Below are 15,830 nucleotides of genomic sequence, written 5' to 3'. Positions count from 1 at the left end.
TTCAGCCTCGACTCGCCAGCCGGCATCACTAAATAAGGGGCTTGTTCCAGCACAGAAGCAGAAGACGATGAGCGAACTGAAGACGATTTCCATCCGCGGCGCGCGTGAGCACAATTTGAAGGGCATCGATCTCGATCTGCCGCGAAACAGGCTTATCGTCATGACCGGCCTTTCGGGGTCCGGAAAATCGTCGCTTGCCTTTGACACGATCTATGCCGAAGGGCAGCGGCGCTATGTCGAAAGCCTTTCGGCCTATGCGCGCCAGTTCCTTGAAATGATGCAGAAGCCCGACGTCGATCAGATCGACGGCTTGTCGCCAGCGATTTCGATCGAGCAGAAGACGACCTCGCGCAATCCACGCTCGACGGTCGGCACGGTGACCGAAATCTACGACTATATGCGTCTGCTCTTTGCCCGCGTCGGTGTGCCTTATTCGCCTGCGACCGGGCTGCCGATCGAGAGTCAGACGGTCAGCCAGATGGTCGATCGCGTGCTGGAGTTCGGAGAAGGCACGCGTCTTTACATTCTCGCGCCGCTCGTGCGCGGGCGTAAGGGCGAATACAAGAAAGAACTCGCGGACCTGATGAAGAAGGGCTTCCAGCGCGTCAAGGTCGACGGTCAGTTCTACGAGATCGCGGACGTGCCGGCTCTCGACAAGAAGTACAAGCATGACATCGACGTCGTGGTCGACCGCATTGTCGTGCGACCGGATATGGCTTCGCGACTTGCCGACAGCTTCGAGACTTCGCTGAAGCTTGCCGACGGCTTGGCTGTCGCGGAATTCGCCGACAAGCCGCTGCCGCCGGAAGAAACCGCCGCCGGCGGCTCTGCCAACAAGTCGCTCAACGAAACGCATGAACGCGTTCTCTTTTCGGAAAAGTTCGCCTGCCCGGTGTCGGGCTTCACCATTCCTGAGATCGAGCCGCGGCTTTTTTCGTTCAACAATCCAGCCGGTGCCTGCCCGACCTGCGACGGCCTTGGCGCCCAGCAGAAGATCGACGCCAACCTGATCGTGCCCGAACCCGAGCGCACGCTGCGCGACGGCGCCATTGCGCCATGGGCGAAGTCGACCTCGCCCTATTACAATCAGACGCTCGAAGCCCTCGGCAAGCATTACGGCTTCAAGCTCGGCGCCCGTTGGAACGATCTGTCCGATAAGGCCAAGGACGTCATCTTGAATGGCACCGACGAGAAGATCGAATTCCATTATGCCGATGGTGCACGGTCCTATACCACGCACAAGAACTTCGAAGGCATCATCACTAATCTCGAGCGTCGCTGGAAAGAGACGGATTCCGCCTGGGCGCGCGAGGAAATCGAGCGCTTCATGTCGGCCGCGCCCTGCCCGTCTTGCGGCGGTTTCCGCCTGAAGCCCGAGGCGCTTGCCGTCAAGATCAATACGCTGCATATCGGCCAGGTGACCGATATGTCGATCCGCGTCGCCCGTGACTGGTTCGAGGTCCTGCCGCAGTCGCTGAGCGCCAAGCAGAACGAGATCGCGGTCCGGATACTCAAGGAGATCCGCGACCGCCTGCGCTTCCTCAATGACGTCGGCCTGGATTACCTAAGCCTGTCGCGAAACTCCGGCACCCTGTCGGGCGGTGAAAGTCAGCGTATCCGGTTGGCGTCACAGATTGGTTCCGGCCTGACCGGTGTATTGTATGTCCTCGACGAACCTTCGATCGGCCTGCATCAGCGCGATAACGCCCGGTTGCTCGATACGCTGAAGCACCTTCGCGATATCGGCAATACCGTGATCGTGGTCGAGCATGACGAGGACGCGATCTTGACCGCCGACGACGTCGTCGACATCGGTCCGGCGGCCGGCATCCATGGTGGCCAGGTGATTGCCCACGGCACACCGCAGGAGATCATGGCAAACCCGAAGTCGCTGACCGGGAAATATCTGTCCGGCGAACTGGGCGTTCCGGTTCCCGACGAGCGACGCAAGCCCAAGAAGGGCAAGGAGATCAAGGTCGTCGGTGCCCGCGGCAACAATCTGAAGAATGTCACCGCCTCCATCCCGCTCGGGGTGTTTACGGCGGTCACCGGCGTATCCGGGGGCGGAAAGTCGACGTTCCTGATCGAGACGCTGTATAAATCGGCTGCGCGTCGCGTCATGGGCGCCCGCGAAATTCCGGCCGATCATGATCGCATCGACGGTTTCGAGCATATCGACAAGGTTATCGATATCGATCAGTCGCCGATCGGCCGCACGCCGCGCTCCAACCCGGCGACCTATACGGGCGCGTTCACCCCGATCCGCGACTGGTTTGCCGGCCTTCCGGAAGCGAAGGCGCGAGGCTATCAGCCCGGGCGTTTCTCGTTCAACGTCAAGGGCGGTCGATGCGAAGCCTGCCAGGGTGACGGCGTCATCAAGATCGAGATGCATTTCCTGCCTGACGTCTACGTCACCTGCGATGTCTGCCACGGCAAGCGCTACAACAGGGAGACGCTTGACGTTACGTTCAAGCACAAGTCGATTGCTGACGTGCTCGATATGACGGTAGAAGAAGGTGTCGATTTCTTCGCCGCCGTCCCCGCCGTGCGGGACAAGCTGCAAGCGTTGAAGGATGTCGGCCTCGGTTACATCAAGGTCGGACAGCAAGCGAACACGCTGTCGGGTGGCGAGGCGCAGCGCGTCAAGCTGGCAAAGGAGCTGTCGAAGAGGTCGACAGGCCGCACGCTCTATATCCTGGACGAACCGACGACCGGTCTTCATTTCCACGACGTCGCCAAGCTTTTGGAAATGCTGCAGGAGCTGGTCAATCAGGGCAATTCGGTCGTCGTTATCGAGCACAATCTCGAGGTCATCAAGACCGCGGACTGGATTCTTGATTTCGGTCCGGAAGGCGGTGATGGCGGCGGCGAGATCGTTGCCGTCGGCACGCCGGAAGCGATCGTCAAGGAGGAGCGATCCTATACCGGACACTTTCTGAAGGAGTTGCTTGAGCGGCGCCCTGCTCGAAAAGCTGTAGTGGCAGCCGAGTGATGCTGAGAGCGGCGTCGCTCGATGATCTGCAGGCGGTCGGAGCGCTGACCGCCGAAGCCTATGCTCCGTACACGCGTCTCCTCGGGCGTCCACCGATCCCGGTCAGCGAGAATTACGGACCGCGCATTGGTCGCGGTGAGGTCTGGTTGCGGGAAGTGCAGGGCGAGCTTGCAGGGTTAGCCGTCGTCGAGCGGCACCCAGAGCATATGATGCTCTTCAGCATTGCCGTCGCCCCGAGATTCCAGGGTGCCGGCCACGGTGTTGCCATTCTGCGATGGGCGGAAGAGACGGCGCGGGAATGGGGCTTCCGGAATTCGTCTCTACACAAATGCGCGCATGGAACGGAATATTGCGATCTACCGCGCGTTTGGCTTTCAGGAAACGGGTCGCCGGGAGCATCCGCATTGGCCAGGATGGGTGATCGTCGATATGGCAAAGCAAGTCAGCGTACAGATGTAATCAGAGGAGGAAGAAATGACGAAATCCGGCAATATTCGCGTCGGCATCGGCGGCTGGACCTTCGAGGCATGGCGGGATCATTTCTACCCCGGGGACCTGAAGCAGAAAGACGAACTGCATTATGCAAGCCGCAAGCTGAAAGTCATTGAGATCAACGGCACCTACTACAGCTCGCAGAAGCCGGAGACCTTCGCCAAGTGGGCCGCGGATGTACCTGACGAGTTCATATTTTCGCTTAAGGCCAGTCGCTTTGTCACCAATCGCCGCGTGCTGACGGAAGCCGGCGAGTCGATGGAGCGCTTTCTGACCCAGGGTCTAACTGAGCTCGGCCCTCACCTGGGGCCAATCCTCTGGCAGTTCGCGCCGACGAAGAAGTTCGATCCGGAGGACTTTGAAGGCTTTCTGAAGTTGCTGCCTAGCAAGCAGGATGGCTTGTCTCTGAAGCATGTCGTCGAGGTGCGTCACGACTCGTTCAAGGTGCCGGAATTCGTTGCGCTGCTTGCGAAGTATGGAGTCGCGCCTGTTTGCGCCGAGCATTTCGATTACCCGATGATCGCGGATGTGACGGCTGACTTCGTTTATGCCCGCCTCCAGAAGGGCTCGGACGACATCAGGACATGCTATTCGTCAAGCGATCTAAAGGCCTGGGCCAAGCGCCTCGAGACCTGGGCGGAGGGCAAGTTTCCAGACGATCTGCCGCTGATCGATGGCAGCCGCAAGGTCGCGGCGCAGCCGCGGGACGTTTTCGCCTTCATGATCCACGAAGGCAAGGTCAATGCGCCGTTCGGGGCTATGGCCCTACAGGAAGCGACGGCACAATAGCGCCGTTTCTAGAGTGGAAGAACATGCGTTGCCAGTTCTTCCGCGGTCAGCCCTTTGCCGGCCCGCACGCCAGCCTCTCCGTGCATGTAGACTCCGGCAGCCGCCGCTTCGAAAGCGGGAAAGCCTTGGGCCATCAGTGCTCCGATGATCCCGGCAAGGACGTCCCCGGAGCCGGCTGTCGCGAGCCAAACCGGGGCGTTCACGTTGATATAAGCTCTACCGTCAGGCGATGCGATGACGGTATCGGAGCCTTTGTAGACGATTGCGGCGTTCGCTCGCGCCGCTGCAGCCTGCGCCTTTTCGACCTTCCCCATGGCCGCATCGGCGGCGATATCGGGAAACAGTCGGCCGAACTCGCCTTCGTGTGGCGTAAGCACCAGCCGCGGCTTGCCGTAGAACCTTGAAAACAGCTCGTCCGGGGCATCCTTGAACGAAGAAAGCCCGTCGGCGTCAAGCACCAGATGCCGCTTGGAAAGCGCTGCCACGAACCGGCGTGCCTTGTCACCGACGCCAAAACCGGGGCCAAGAACGAATGTCTGTAGCCGTTCGTCGCGGAGCCAATCGCGGAGCGCCGCCTCATCGTCGATCGCATGCAGCATGATCGCCGTAAGGTGCGCCGCATTGGCGCCCAATGCGCCTTCTGGCGCGGCGATTGTCACAAGCCCTGCCCCGGCCTTCAACCCCGCCATCGCCGACATCCGCGCAGCGCCGGTCCTGCTCGCTTCACCGGAGAAGACGACAAGGTGGCCACGCTTGTATTTGTGTGTTTCCAGTCCGCTCGATGGCAGCAGATGTCGCCATCGTTCTGGCCTGTTCTCGGCGATCTGTTGCTTCTTCTCAGCGCGGACGATGCGGGCGGGTATGCCGATATCGAAGACCTCCAGTTCGCCGCAGAGCTCTCGCCCCGGCATCAAGAGATGACCGGGTTTCCGCGTCATGAAGGTCGCAGTCCGAGCCGCCACAAAGGCCGCTCCTCGGATGGCTCCGGTGCGACCGTCGACGCCGGATGGCAAGTCGACGGCAATCACCGGCACCCGCGCCTCCTTCACCCGTCCAATCACTTCGAAGACGTTCTCCGGAACATCGCGGGCAAGGCCGGCCCCGAACAGGGCATCGATAACCACATCGCCGTTGCGCGGCTGATACGTCTCAAGCGGCTGTGCGCGGGTCGGCGCCAGACTGTCCCTCGCGCGGGCGGCATCTCCCTTGAGCCTTTCCGGTTTGCCCAATTGGAATACGTCGACAGCGACACCGCTCTCAGCCAGCCGACGAGCTGCAACATAGCCGTCGCCCCCGTTATTGCCAGGTCCACAAAGCACGGCCGCGCGAAGGGCCGTCGGAAAATCGCGCAGCAAAATGGCTGCTACGGCGGCCCCCGCCCGTTCCATAAGGGAATAGCTGTTGATACCGGACGCGGCTGCCGCCGCGTCAACAGCTGTCATGTCTTCCGGGGTAAGGAGCAACAAGGAGATTCTTTCGGTCATCACCGCATTCAAACAGAAATCGCCTAAATAACAACCGGTCGACTGATCTCTACGCAGATCAAAAAATATGCAATTGCACAAACGAAAGGCTGGCTCAGTACTTTGTCGGGAATTATTAGTGTGGGCAAATATTCCAGAAATTGGCCAGGATTTGCCTTCAGTGCGTCGATTTTCGAAAGTTTCTATCCAAAAAAACGCGAAAACCGCTGATGTTGCGCACTTTTTCGCACGGTTGGCGGTGTTTTTCGAAAAATCGGCTTCCCAACTGGCACGATAACTGCATCATGACGCAAAGTAGGCTTGAGCCTGCTTTTAACGGGAGAAGCGGAGAGTCATTTTCTCATGAAAAAGATCGAAGCGATCATTAAGCCCTTCAAGCTCGACGAAGTGAAGGAAGCCCTTCAGGAAGTTGGCCTGCAGGGTATTACAGTTACGGAAGCGAAGGGCTTCGGTCGCCAGAAGGGCCATACGGAACTCTACCGTGGCGCGGAATATGTGGTCGATTTCCTACCGAAGGTGAAAGTGGAAGTCGTTCTCGCGGACGAAAACGCGGAAGCCGTCATCGACGCGATCCGCAAGGCCGCCCAAACCGGCCGCATTGGCGACGGCAAGATTTTCGTGTCCAATGTCGAGGAGGTTATCCGCATCCGTACCGGCGAAACCGGTATCGACGCTATCTAACTTTTATCGCCTTCCGGCGAACCATCGTCATCTCAAATAAAGGAACTATTTAATGGCGACCGCAAGCGAAATTCTTAAGCAAATCAAGGAAAACGACGTCAAGTTCGTGGACCTGCGCTTCACCGATCCAAAGGGCAAGCTGCAGCATGTGACGATGGACGTCGTCTGTGTCGACGAGGACATGTTCGCTGATGGCGTCATGTTCGACGGCTCCTCGATCGCTGGCTGGAAGGCCATTAACGAATCCGACATGGTGCTGATGCCGGACCCGGAAACGGTTCATATGGACCCGTTCTTCGCGCAGTCCACCATGGTCATTCTTTGCGATATTCTCGACCCGGTTTCTGGCGAAGCCTATAACCGCGATCCGCGCGGCACTGCCAAGAAGGCTGAGGCTTACCTGAAAGCATCCGGCATCGGCGACACTGTCTTCGTTGGTCCGGAAGCAGAATTCTTCGTTTTCGACGACGTTCGCTACAAAGCTGATCCCTACAATACCGGCTTCAAGCTCGACTCTACGGAGCTGCCGTCTAACGACGACACCGAATATGAGACCGGCAACCTTGGTCACCGTCCGCGTGTCAAGGGCGGCTACTTCCCGGTTCCGCCGATCGACAGCTGCCAGGACATGCGTTCGGAAATGCTGACGGTTTTGTCGGAAATGGGCGTCGTCGTCGAAAAGCATCACCATGAAGTGGCGGCTGCCCAGCACGAACTCGGCATCAAGTTCGACACGCTCGTCCGCAATGCCGATAAGATGCAGATCTACAAGTACGTCGTGCACCAGGTCGCCAACGCCTATGGCAAGACGGCGACCTTCATGCCGAAGCCGATCTTCGGCGACAACGGATCGGGCATGCACGTGCATCAGTCGATCTGGAAGGGCGGCAAGCCGACCTTTGCGGGCGACGAATACGCAGGCCTGTCCGAAACCTGCCTCTACTACATCGGGGGCATCATCAAGCACGCCAAGGCAATCAACGCTTTCACCAATCCGTCGACGAACTCCTACAAACGTCTCGTCCCGGGCTACGAAGCACCGGTTCTGCTGGCCTACTCGGCCCGCAATCGTTCTGCTTCGTGCCGCATTCCGTTCGGCACCAACCCGAAGGCAAAGCGCGTCGAAGTGCGCTTCCCGGATCCGATGGCTAACCCCTACCTCGCCTTCGCTGCGATGTTGATGGCCGGCCTCGATGGCATCAAGAACAAGATCCATCCGGGCAAGGCCATGGACAAGGACCTTTACGACCTGCCGCCGAAGGAGCTGAAGAAGATCCCGACGGTCTGCGGCTCGCTGCGCGAAGCGCTGGAAAGTCTCGACAAAGACCGCAAGTTCCTGACGGCCGGTGGTGTTTTCGATGATGACCAGATCGATTCCTTCATCGAGCTGAAGATGGCCGAAGTGATGCGCTTCGAGATGACGCCGCATCCGGTCGAGTACGACATGTACTACTCGGCTTGATCATCAAGAAGCGAAGCCCCGGCTCGCTCGGGGCTTCGTCTGTCGATGTCATGGCTGCCAAGAGGGGTGACACTCATGTGACGAGATCTCGCACAAATCTTGATTTGAGTGAGGCCAATCACCAAATCAGGTGATGAAAGGAAGTCGTACCATGAAAGAAAGAGTAGCTAAGTTTAGTATCGGTGAAGTGGTTCGGCACAAGGTATTTCCGTTTCGCGGCGTGATCTTCGATGTCGATCCGGAATTCGCGAATACGGAAGAATGGTGGAATTCCATTCCCGCCGAGGTGCGCCCCAGCAAGGATCAGCCCTTCTACCATCTGCTAGCCGAGAATGATGAAAACGAATACGTTGCCTACGTATCCGAGCAGAACCTGGTGAACGACGAGAGCGGCGTGCCGCTCCGCAATGAACAGGTCTATCAGATTTTCGATATGGCACCGACGGGGCAGTTCAAACCCAAGATGAACTTCGCCCACTAACGTCCTGTGCTATCTTTCAAAACCCCGCTCAACGCGGGGTTTTTCTTTGCCTGGATCATGCAACAAAAAAACCCGGCCAACGCCGGGTTTTCGTAAGGTCATACGGCTCAGAATTACTGAGCCTTGGCAGCCTTCTGGGCTTCCTCAAGCTTCTTGCGCGCTTCGTCAGCCTTCTTCTGCATGCTGTCCTGCAGGCTCTTCTGGCTTTCGGCGAGCTTGGAAGCGGATACCGCTTCGCCATCGAATGCGCCGGTGAAGCCTTCGAGCGAAATCTTGATCGGATTCGGCGCGCGGCGGAAGTTGATCGAGGTCAGCACTAGATCGGTGCCCTTCTTCAGGCTAGCGACCATGGCGTCGGTCAGCGGGATCTGGGCGACGCAACGGTCAGGCATGCACATCAGGTAATCGATCTTCTGGGCCTTGCCGCCGTCGATCTGCATCGCGACGCCTGGCGGGATCAGACGGGCCGGCGGCACCGAAACCTGAAGGCTCTTGTTGTTAATCTTGCCGGAGACGCTGATGAGGCCGACGCCCGTAACGAGCTGGCCACCGCCTGCGAGAACGACGTTCTGGACGACACAGACGTCGTTGTCTTCTTGCTTGCTGCAGGTCTTGTACCAGCCGAGACGCGGGGCGCCGGCAGCCGTGGCGGGAGCGTCGGCGGAGGCCGCTGCATCCTGCGCGAAGGACGATACGGGAGCTGCTGCAGCACCAAGCATCACTGCCAGAACGGACAGGGCTGCCCGCGTTTTGTTTTCAGCCTTGAACATCATAACGAATTCCGTCTCCTGAAATCCCTTAGGGACGACAACGTGCCATCCTCACCAACAGGGTTGTTCGCACTCCACCTCTTAAAACAATGAGGCAAATGCATGACCCCCCCGACTTCGGGTTCCCCTGTTACATTGCGTCGGGTCAGATATCCAGTATTTCTTTGACCTTTTCAGGGTCATCCGAAAGAATTCGGCGCGGATGGTGAATTGCGGTGGCTGCATGATAGTCTTGCGCCGAATCGTGCCGTTCCCCGGAAAGGACCTCAACGATGCTCCGGATCGTTCTTCCTGTCATTTTCACCTTGGTTGGCAGTGCAGCTCTCGCCGAGCCGGTGCATGGCATCGCGATGCACGGCGCGCCGGCCCTGCCCGCCGATTTCAAGCATCTTCCCTACGCCAATCCCGATGTGAAAAAGGGCGGCAAGATCAGTTATGGCGTCGTTGGGACCTTCGACAGCCTCAATCCCTTCATCTTGAAAAGTATGCGCACGACGGCGCGCGGCATGTGGGATCCGGAATACGGGAACCTCGTCTTCGAAACGCTGATGCTTCGCTCGCGTGACGAACCCTTCACGCTCTACGGTCTGCTGGCGCAGTCCGTCGAATGGGATGAGGACCGCACTTACATCCAGTTCAATCTCAATCCGGCCGCCAAGTGGTCGGACGGCCAGCCGGTGACACCGGATGACGTGATTTTCACCTTCAATCTTTTGAAGGAAAAGGGCCGCGTGCCCTTCAGCACGCGACTGAATGCCGTCGACAAGATTGAGAAGGTCGGAGACCACAGTGTTCGCTTTACCTTCAACGACAAGGCCGATCGCGAATTCCCGCTGATTCTGGCCGGCTCGACGCCGATCCTGCCGAAACATGCCATCGATCCGGAGACATTCGATCGTTCGTCGCTCACGCCTCCCGTGGGGTCCGGCCCCTACAAGGTCAAATCACTGAAGCCCGGCGAAAGCATCACCTTCGAGCGCGATCCCAACTACTGGGGCAAGGACATTCCGGCAAAGGTCGGTCTCGACAACTACGATCAGATAACAGTCCAGTATTTTTTGCAGGACACGACCCTCTTTGAGTCCTTCAAGAAAGGCGACATCGACATCTACCCGGACGGCAGTCCCGGCCATTGGGCAAGCGCCTACAACTTCCCTGCTGTTACTTCGGGCAACGTCGTCAAGGACACGTTCGAGCCGAAGCTGCCGAGCGGCATGTTCGGCTTCGTTTTCAACACTCGTCGGCCGGTCTTTGCCAACGCGAAGCTTCGCGAGGGGCTGTCGCTGATCTTCGATTTCGAATGGGCGAACAAGAACCTCTTCTCGAACGCCTATATCCGCACCCAGAGCTTCTGGCAGAACTCCGACCTGTCGAGCTTCGGAGTGCCGGCTGACGAACGCGAGCTGAAGCTTCTCGGGCCGATCAAGGATCGAATCGATCCGGCGATTCTTGACGGTACCTACAAACTTCCCGTGACCGATGGTTCGGGCCGCGATCGCAATGTCCTGAAACAAGCGGCGGCGCTCCTCAAGGAAGCAGGCTACACCATCAAGAATGGCAAGATGAGCGACGCTAACGGCCGTCCGCTTTCTTTCGAGATCATGACGCAGAACACCGACCAGGAGAAGCTGGCGGTGTCCTATCAGCGCTCGCTGCAGCTGCTCGGCATTGCCGCGACGATCCGCACGGTGGACGATTCCCAATATCAGAGCCGTACTAGCAGTTTTGACTATGACGTGATCGTCAAGTCCTACACCTCATCCCTGTCTCCCGGCATCGAACAGCTGGGACGTTGGTCTTCAGCGGCCAAGGAGCGGGACGGCACCGACAACTTCGCCGGAGTTGCCGACCCTGACGTCGATACGCTGATCCAGCATATCCTCACCGCTCGCTCGGCAGAGGACTTTACCGCCGCGGTGCGTTCGCACGATCGCATGCTGTTATCGGGACACTATGTCTTGCCGCTTTATCACGTTGACAAGCAATGGGTGGCGCGCAGCAAGAGGATCGGTCATCCCGACATCGTGCCCCTCTACGGCTACCAGCTGCCAGCCTGGTGGGATCAGAGCGTCCAATAGACGGTTCCCATTTCCTGCCTGGTTGAAGTCTTCGGCCACAAGGCCTAGATGGCGGAAGGTTTCGATTTCAGGAAAAAGGGAAAAGCCCATGGAACGCATTACCATCGACGTTGTCTCTGACGTCGTCTGCCCGTGGTGCTATCTCGGCAAGGCACGGTTGGAACTCGCGATTGCCGAAGTTCAGGACGAGGTCGGCGTCGACATCAACTGGCGCCCCTACCGCCTCAACCCCGACTATCCGCCGGAAGGCGTCGACCAGAAGAAGGCGCTCGAGCAGAAGCTTGGCGGTGCCGAGCGTGTCGCTCAAGGGCACAAGACGCTGAGTGAACTCGGTCGTGAGGTGGGTATCAAGTTCGACTTCGACGCGATCAAGATCGGTCCGAATACGCTGGATGCGCATCGTTTGATCCATTGGGCGATGGTTGAGGATCGAGAGAAGCAGGACCGTCTTGTCAATGCGCTCTTCAGAGCGAATTTCGAGGAAGGGCGCAATGTCGGCGACCATGCCGTCCTGCTCGATATCGCAGAGAAGGCCGGCATGGACCGAGCCGTCGTCTCCTCCCTGCTGGCGTCCGATGCGGACAAGGATCTGGTGATCGCGGAGATCGAGGCCGCGCAGAAGATGGGGGTGAACGGCGTCCCGTTCTTCATCTTCGATCAGCAGTATGCCGTCAGCGGTGCGCAGACGCCTGATGTGTTGGCGGGCGCGCTTCGCGACATCGCCAAGGCGAAGGCCGAAGCGCGCGCAGGCATGAACTGAACGTCCTTACGTCTTCGCCATTTCCGCGAGCTGCGTCATGATGACGGCTGCGCCCTGCAGCCTTTTTTCAGGCGTCGGCAAATCGCGCGTGAGGAACACGCTTTGGTCCGGTCGGATCTTCGCCATCGTTCCCTGCTTGGCGATATAGCCGACCAGGTTTGCAGGATTCGGAAACTCCTTGTTTCGGAACTGGATCACCACGCCCTTCGGACCTGCATCCAGCTTCTCGACGTTGGCGACGCGGCAGAGCGATTTCACATAGACGATCTTCAGGAGGTGTTGGACCTCGATCGGCATCGGACCAAAGCGGTCGATCATCTCGGCGCCGAAGGCGTCGATTTCCTTCAGTTCCGTAATCTCCCCGAGGCGGCGATAGAGTGCCATGCGCAGGTGCAAATCGGGCACGTAGCCATCCGGGATCATGACCGACGTTCCGACCGAGATCTGCGGCGACCAGCCGCTATCCTGGATCTCATCCACGCCCTTCACCTCGGCAACGGCCTCTTCCAGCATCTGCTGGTAAAGTTCGAAGCCGACTTCCTTGATATGGCCGGACTGCTCTTCGCCGAGCAGGTTGCCGGCGCCGCGAATATCGAGATCGTGGCTGGCAAGCTGGAAGCCGGCGCCCAGGGTATCGAGCGACTGCAGCACCTTGAGGCGACGTTCCGCCGTCGCCGTCAGCACCTTGTTGACCGGCAGCGTGAAGAGCGCAAAGGCGCGCACCTTGGAGCGCCCGACACGACCGCGAAGCTGATAGAGCTGCGCGAGGCCGAACATATCGGCCCGGTGGACGATCAGCGTATTGGCAGTCGGCACGTCGAGGCCGGATTCCACGATCGTCGTTGATAGCAGTACGTCATAGCGGCCATCGTAAAAGGCATTCATGATGTCCTCAAGTTCGCCGGCCGGCATCTGACCGTGCGCGACCGCGACCTTCAACTCCGGCACGTCAGACCGCAGGAACGCATGGACATCCTCCAGATCGGCGAGCCGCGGGCAGACATAGAAGCTTTGGCCGCCGCGATAATGCTCGCGCATCAGCGTTTCGCGGATGACAAGCGAATCGAACGGCGAAATGAAGGTACGAACAGCCATGCGGTCGACCGGCGGCGTCGTGATCAGCGACAGCTCGCGCACGCCAGTCATCGCAAGCTGCAGCGTGCGCGGGATCGGCGTTGCCGAAAGCGTCAGTACGTGGACGTCGCTCTTCAGCTCTTTCAGGCGCTCCTTGTGCTTGACGCCGAAATGCTGCTCTTCGTCGATGATCAGCAGCCCGAGATTGGCAAACTTGATCCCGGCGCCGAGAAGCGCATGGGTGCCGACGACGATATCCGTCTTGCCCTCCGCGACTTCCTTCTTCGTCAACGCCAGTTCCTTTGACCCGACGAGGCGCGAGGCCTGCTGGATGCGCACAGGCAAGCCGCGGAATCGCTCGGCGAAGGTCTTGAAGTGCTGGCGCGCCAGCAGCGTTGTCGGCACGACGACAGCAACCTGAATGCCGTTCATCGCGGCCACGAAGGCGGCACGAAGCGCCACCTCCGTCTTGCCGAAGCCGACATCGCCGCAGACGAGACGATCCATCGGTCGACCAGCCCCAAGGTCAGAGCGCACAGCCTCGATGGCGTTGTCCTGGTCTTCCGTTTCGTCATAGGGGAAGCGGGCGGCGAATTCGTCGTAGAGCCCTTCCGGTGTCGTCAACACTGGCGCATGGCGTGTCAGGCGTTCGGCGGCGATGCGGATCAGCGCGTCCGCCATGTCGAGCAGCCGTTTCTTGAGCTTGGCCTTGCGCATCTGCCATGCGCCGCCGCCGAGCTTGTCGAGCTGTGCTTCCGTCCCCTCGCCACCATAGCGTGACAGAAGATCGATGTTCTCGACCGGCAGGAACAGCTTCGCGTCATCTGCGTACTGCAGTTCGAGGCAGGCATGCGGTGCGCCGGCCGCTTCGATGGTCCGCAGGCCTACAAATCGACCAATACCATGCTGCGCGTGGACGACGACCGAACCTTCGTCGAGCCCGGCAACCTCGGAGATGAAATCGGCAGCGCGTTTGCGCCGCTTCGAACGCCGCACCATGCGGTCGCCGAGGATGTCCTGCTCGCCGATCACGACGAGATTGCCGACTTCAAATCCGGATTCGAGACTGAGTACGCTGGCCGCCGCCTCGCCTTTGGCAAGGCTGTCCATCTCCTTCAGTGCGTCGATCGGCTTCACGCGCTCGAGCCCGTGCTCGTTCAGTACCTGCAGCAGACGCTCCAGTGAGCCTTCCGTCCAGGCGGTAATCAGCACCTTCGCGCCGGATGAGCGCTTGTCGGCAATATGCTTGACGACAGCGTCGAACACATTAATGCGTTCGGCGTTGCCACCACCCTCAGCGTTAGAGCGTGCCCAACGCTCGCCCTGCCGGGCGTCGAGATTGACGACGCGACGCGCTTCCCCTTCATGCTCGTTGAAGGGTGAAATACGCATCGCATTGAACGCGTCGAGCGTGTTGGCGAAAGTCTTTCCGTCCAAGTAGAGTTGGCCGGGTGTCACGGGCTTGTAGGGTGTTCCTTGCGCCATCTGCCCCTTGCCGGGCTGTCCGGTATTCAGGCGGGCGTCATAATAGTCGAAGACAAGCTTGGAACGCTCCTCGGCAGCCTGGCGCACCGTGTGATCAGTGACCAGCCGAAAACCTTTGAGATAGTCAAACACCGTCTCCAGCTTCTCGTAGAAAAGCGGCAGCCAATGCTCCATGCCGGGATAGCGTCGCCCCTCCGATATGGCGAGATAGAGCGCATCGTCGCGTGTCGCCGCGCCGAACGAGGAGAGGTAGCCCTTGCGGAAACGGCTGATGGTATCGGGTGTCAGGGTAACTTCGCTCATCGGGTTGAGGTCGAGTGAGCGGACCTGCCCTGTTGTGCGCTGGCTTGCCGGATCGAAGCTGCGGATGCTTTCCAGCGTGTCGCCGAAGAAGTCGAGGCGAACAGGTTCCTCGGAACCCGGCACGAAGACATCCAGAATGCCGCCACGCACCGCATATTCGCCAACCTCGCGCACCGTAGCGACGCGGTCGAAGCTGTTGCGTTCCAACCGCCCGGCGATGTCGTCCATGCGCACGGTGTTTCCCGCACGTGCCGAGAACGCGAGGCTCTCGATGATCGCCTGCGGGGCGACCTTCTGCAGCATTGCATTAACGGTCACCAGCACGATCGCAGCGTGTGGCTTCTTGTGATGCGCGATCAGACCGCCCAGCGCCGCAAGACGGCGCGCAGATGTGTCGGCGCTCGGTGAAACGCGGTCGTAAGGAAGACAGTCCCAGGCCGGCAAGGTGAGGACCGGGGTCTCGGGGGCAACGAAGCCGAGCATCTGCTCCAGGTCCACCATCCGCTGGCCATCGGAAAGCACATAGGCGACCGGTTCGCCGGCGCGTGCCAGATTGGCCAGCAACAGAGCCTCCATACCTGTGGGCACGTTGCCGATCGTCAGCGGTTCGGCGACAACTGACAGCTTCTTTGCGTCAAGACCTGGGATCATTAGGCGTACCTGGGCAGGGCGTCGGCTGGATACTCGAAATCTGGCTTGTAAGCGGCAAGGCGCGCGAACATCGGCGTCTGGAAACGCTCGGGCACCGGCCATGTTCCCATGATCCAGCGCACGAGATCGTTATCCTCTTCGGCCATGATGGTTTCGAACTCGTCGAGCTCGGTCTCCGACAGGGTGGCGATCTCCTTCTCGGCGAACTGCCCGAAGACCAGATCCATCTCGCGGATACCGCGATGCCAGCAGCGAAAGAGAATTCGGCGGCGGCGCGGATCAAGATCGGCGCTCGAGAGTGACACACCCGTCATGGCATTACCTTCCT

11 protein-coding genes and 1 pseudogene are annotated in these 15,830 nt (G+C 59.4%); 8 read left to right on the top strand and 4 right to left on the bottom strand.

All coding sequences use genetic code 11. From position 1 onward, the window contains the following. Positions 1-67 precede the first annotated feature (67 nt). From uvrA to FHT71_RS21470, 3 genes and pseudogenes are all read left to right on the top strand, one after another. The gene (gene uvrA / locus FHT71_RS21480; RefSeq protein ID WP_132591080.1) at positions 68-2,992 is read left to right on the top strand and encodes an excinuclease ABC subunit UvrA; all 2,925 of its coding nucleotides are present in this window, start codon (positions 68-70) and stop codon (positions 2,990-2,992) included. Next, a pseudogene (locus tag FHT71_RS21475) lies at positions 2,989-3,451 on the top strand (GNAT family N-acetyltransferase). Before uvrA ends, FHT71_RS21475 begins: the two are co-directional and overlap by 4 nt. 15 nt (positions 3,452-3,466) lie before the next feature. Then, positions 3,467-4,273, top strand: a complete 807-nt coding sequence (locus tag FHT71_RS21470; RefSeq protein WP_007793587.1) for a DUF72 domain-containing protein — start codon at positions 3,467-3,469, stop codon at positions 4,271-4,273. 8 nt (positions 4,274-4,281) lie between these two features. Here the strand turns inward: FHT71_RS21470 and FHT71_RS21465 are convergent, their stop codons facing one another. Next, positions 4,282-5,757: an NAD(P)H-hydrate dehydratase gene (locus FHT71_RS21465; protein ID WP_183721826.1), complete on the bottom strand. Its 1,476-nt coding sequence runs from the start codon at positions 5,755-5,757 to the stop codon at positions 4,282-4,284. Between the two features lie 342 nt (positions 5,758-6,099). On the opposite strand from FHT71_RS21465, the gene FHT71_RS21460 reads away from it, so the two are divergent. The 3 genes from FHT71_RS21460 to hspQ all read left to right on the top strand — a co-directional run bounded on the left by FHT71_RS21460 (position 6,100) and on the right by hspQ (position 8,381). After that, positions 6,100-6,438, top strand: coding sequence for a P-II family nitrogen regulator (locus FHT71_RS21460; protein WP_003539626.1), 339 nt, complete (start codon positions 6,100-6,102; stop codon positions 6,436-6,438). Positions 6,439-6,490: 52 nt separating this feature from the next. Further along, positions 6,491-7,900: a type I glutamate--ammonia ligase gene (gene glnA, locus FHT71_RS21455; protein ID WP_007793591.1), complete on the top strand. Its 1,410-nt coding sequence runs from the start codon at positions 6,491-6,493 to the stop codon at positions 7,898-7,900. Between the two features lie 151 nt (positions 7,901-8,051). Next, complete coding sequence (gene hspQ / locus FHT71_RS21450; RefSeq protein ID WP_007793594.1) at positions 8,052-8,381, top strand: heat shock protein HspQ; 330 nt, start codon at positions 8,052-8,054, stop codon at positions 8,379-8,381. A 113-nt stretch (positions 8,382-8,494) separates the two neighbouring features. Here hspQ and FHT71_RS21445 read toward each other — a convergent pair whose 3' ends face one another. Further along, the gene (locus FHT71_RS21445) at positions 8,495-9,154 is read right to left on the bottom strand and encodes an invasion associated locus B family protein (protein ID WP_007793597.1); all 660 of its coding nucleotides are present in this window, start codon (positions 9,152-9,154) and stop codon (positions 8,495-8,497) included. A 269-nt stretch (positions 9,155-9,423) separates the two neighbouring features. Between FHT71_RS21445 and FHT71_RS21440 the strand changes: the two genes are divergently transcribed. Beyond that, positions 9,424-11,229, top strand: a complete 1,806-nt coding sequence (locus tag FHT71_RS21440; RefSeq protein WP_132591084.1) for an extracellular solute-binding protein — start codon at positions 9,424-9,426, stop codon at positions 11,227-11,229. Between the two features lie 88 nt (positions 11,230-11,317). Continuing rightward, complete coding sequence (locus FHT71_RS21435) at positions 11,318-11,989, top strand: DsbA family oxidoreductase (RefSeq protein ID WP_007793605.1); 672 nt, start codon at positions 11,318-11,320, stop codon at positions 11,987-11,989. Between the two features lie 6 nt (positions 11,990-11,995). On the opposite strand, the gene mfd is transcribed toward FHT71_RS21435, so the two are convergent. Continuing rightward, positions 11,996-15,502 carry a transcription-repair coupling factor gene (gene mfd / locus FHT71_RS21430; protein WP_183721824.1) on the bottom strand — a complete coding sequence of 1,169 codons (3,507 nt, stop codon included), beginning with the start codon at positions 15,500-15,502 and terminating at the stop codon, positions 11,996-11,998. Then, positions 15,502-15,816: a succinate dehydrogenase assembly factor 2 gene (locus tag FHT71_RS21425; protein WP_132591088.1), complete on the bottom strand. Its 315-nt coding sequence runs from the start codon at positions 15,814-15,816 to the stop codon at positions 15,502-15,504. The genes mfd and FHT71_RS21425 overlap by 1 nt, the downstream gene beginning before the upstream one ends. Positions 15,817-15,830 lie beyond the last annotated feature (14 nt).

The organism is Rhizobium sp. BK060 (genome assembly GCF_014193145.1).
Classification (GTDB): domain Bacteria; phylum Pseudomonadota; class Alphaproteobacteria; order Rhizobiales; family Rhizobiaceae; genus Rhizobium.
The sequence above is the reverse complement of the archived record's forward strand: the minus strand, read 5'-3'. Positions and strand labels throughout refer to the sequence as shown.

What these genes read in the sequence shown, in the direction of transcription:
- uvrA (WP_132591080.1), top strand. Translation starts at nt 68, where the DNA reads ATGAGCGAACTGAAGACGATTTCCATCCGCGGCGCGCGTGAGCACAAT.
- FHT71_RS21470 (WP_007793587.1), top strand. Translation starts at nt 3,467, where the DNA reads ATGACGAAATCCGGCAATATTCGCGTCGGCATCGGCGGCTGGACCTTC.
- FHT71_RS21465 (WP_183721826.1), bottom strand. Translation starts at nt 5,757, where the DNA reads ATGACCGAAAGAATCTCCTTGTTGCTCCTTACCCCGGAAGACATGACA.
- FHT71_RS21460 (WP_003539626.1), top strand. Translation starts at nt 6,100, where the DNA reads ATGAAAAAGATCGAAGCGATCATTAAGCCCTTCAAGCTCGACGAAGTG.
- glnA (WP_007793591.1), top strand. Translation starts at nt 6,491, where the DNA reads ATGGCGACCGCAAGCGAAATTCTTAAGCAAATCAAGGAAAACGACGTC.
- hspQ (WP_007793594.1), top strand. Translation starts at nt 8,052, where the DNA reads ATGAAAGAAAGAGTAGCTAAGTTTAGTATCGGTGAAGTGGTTCGGCAC.
- FHT71_RS21445 (WP_007793597.1), bottom strand. Translation starts at nt 9,154, where the DNA reads ATGATGTTCAAGGCTGAAAACAAAACGCGGGCAGCCCTGTCCGTTCTG.
- FHT71_RS21440 (WP_132591084.1), top strand. Translation starts at nt 9,424, where the DNA reads ATGCTCCGGATCGTTCTTCCTGTCATTTTCACCTTGGTTGGCAGTGCA.
- FHT71_RS21435 (WP_007793605.1), top strand. Translation starts at nt 11,318, where the DNA reads ATGGAACGCATTACCATCGACGTTGTCTCTGACGTCGTCTGCCCGTGG.
- mfd (WP_183721824.1), bottom strand. Translation starts at nt 15,502, where the DNA reads ATGATCCCAGGTCTTGACGCAAAGAAGCTGTCAGTTGTCGCCGAACCG.
- FHT71_RS21425 (WP_132591088.1), bottom strand. Translation starts at nt 15,816, where the DNA reads ATGACGGGTGTGTCACTCTCGAGCGCCGATCTTGATCCGCGCCGCCGC.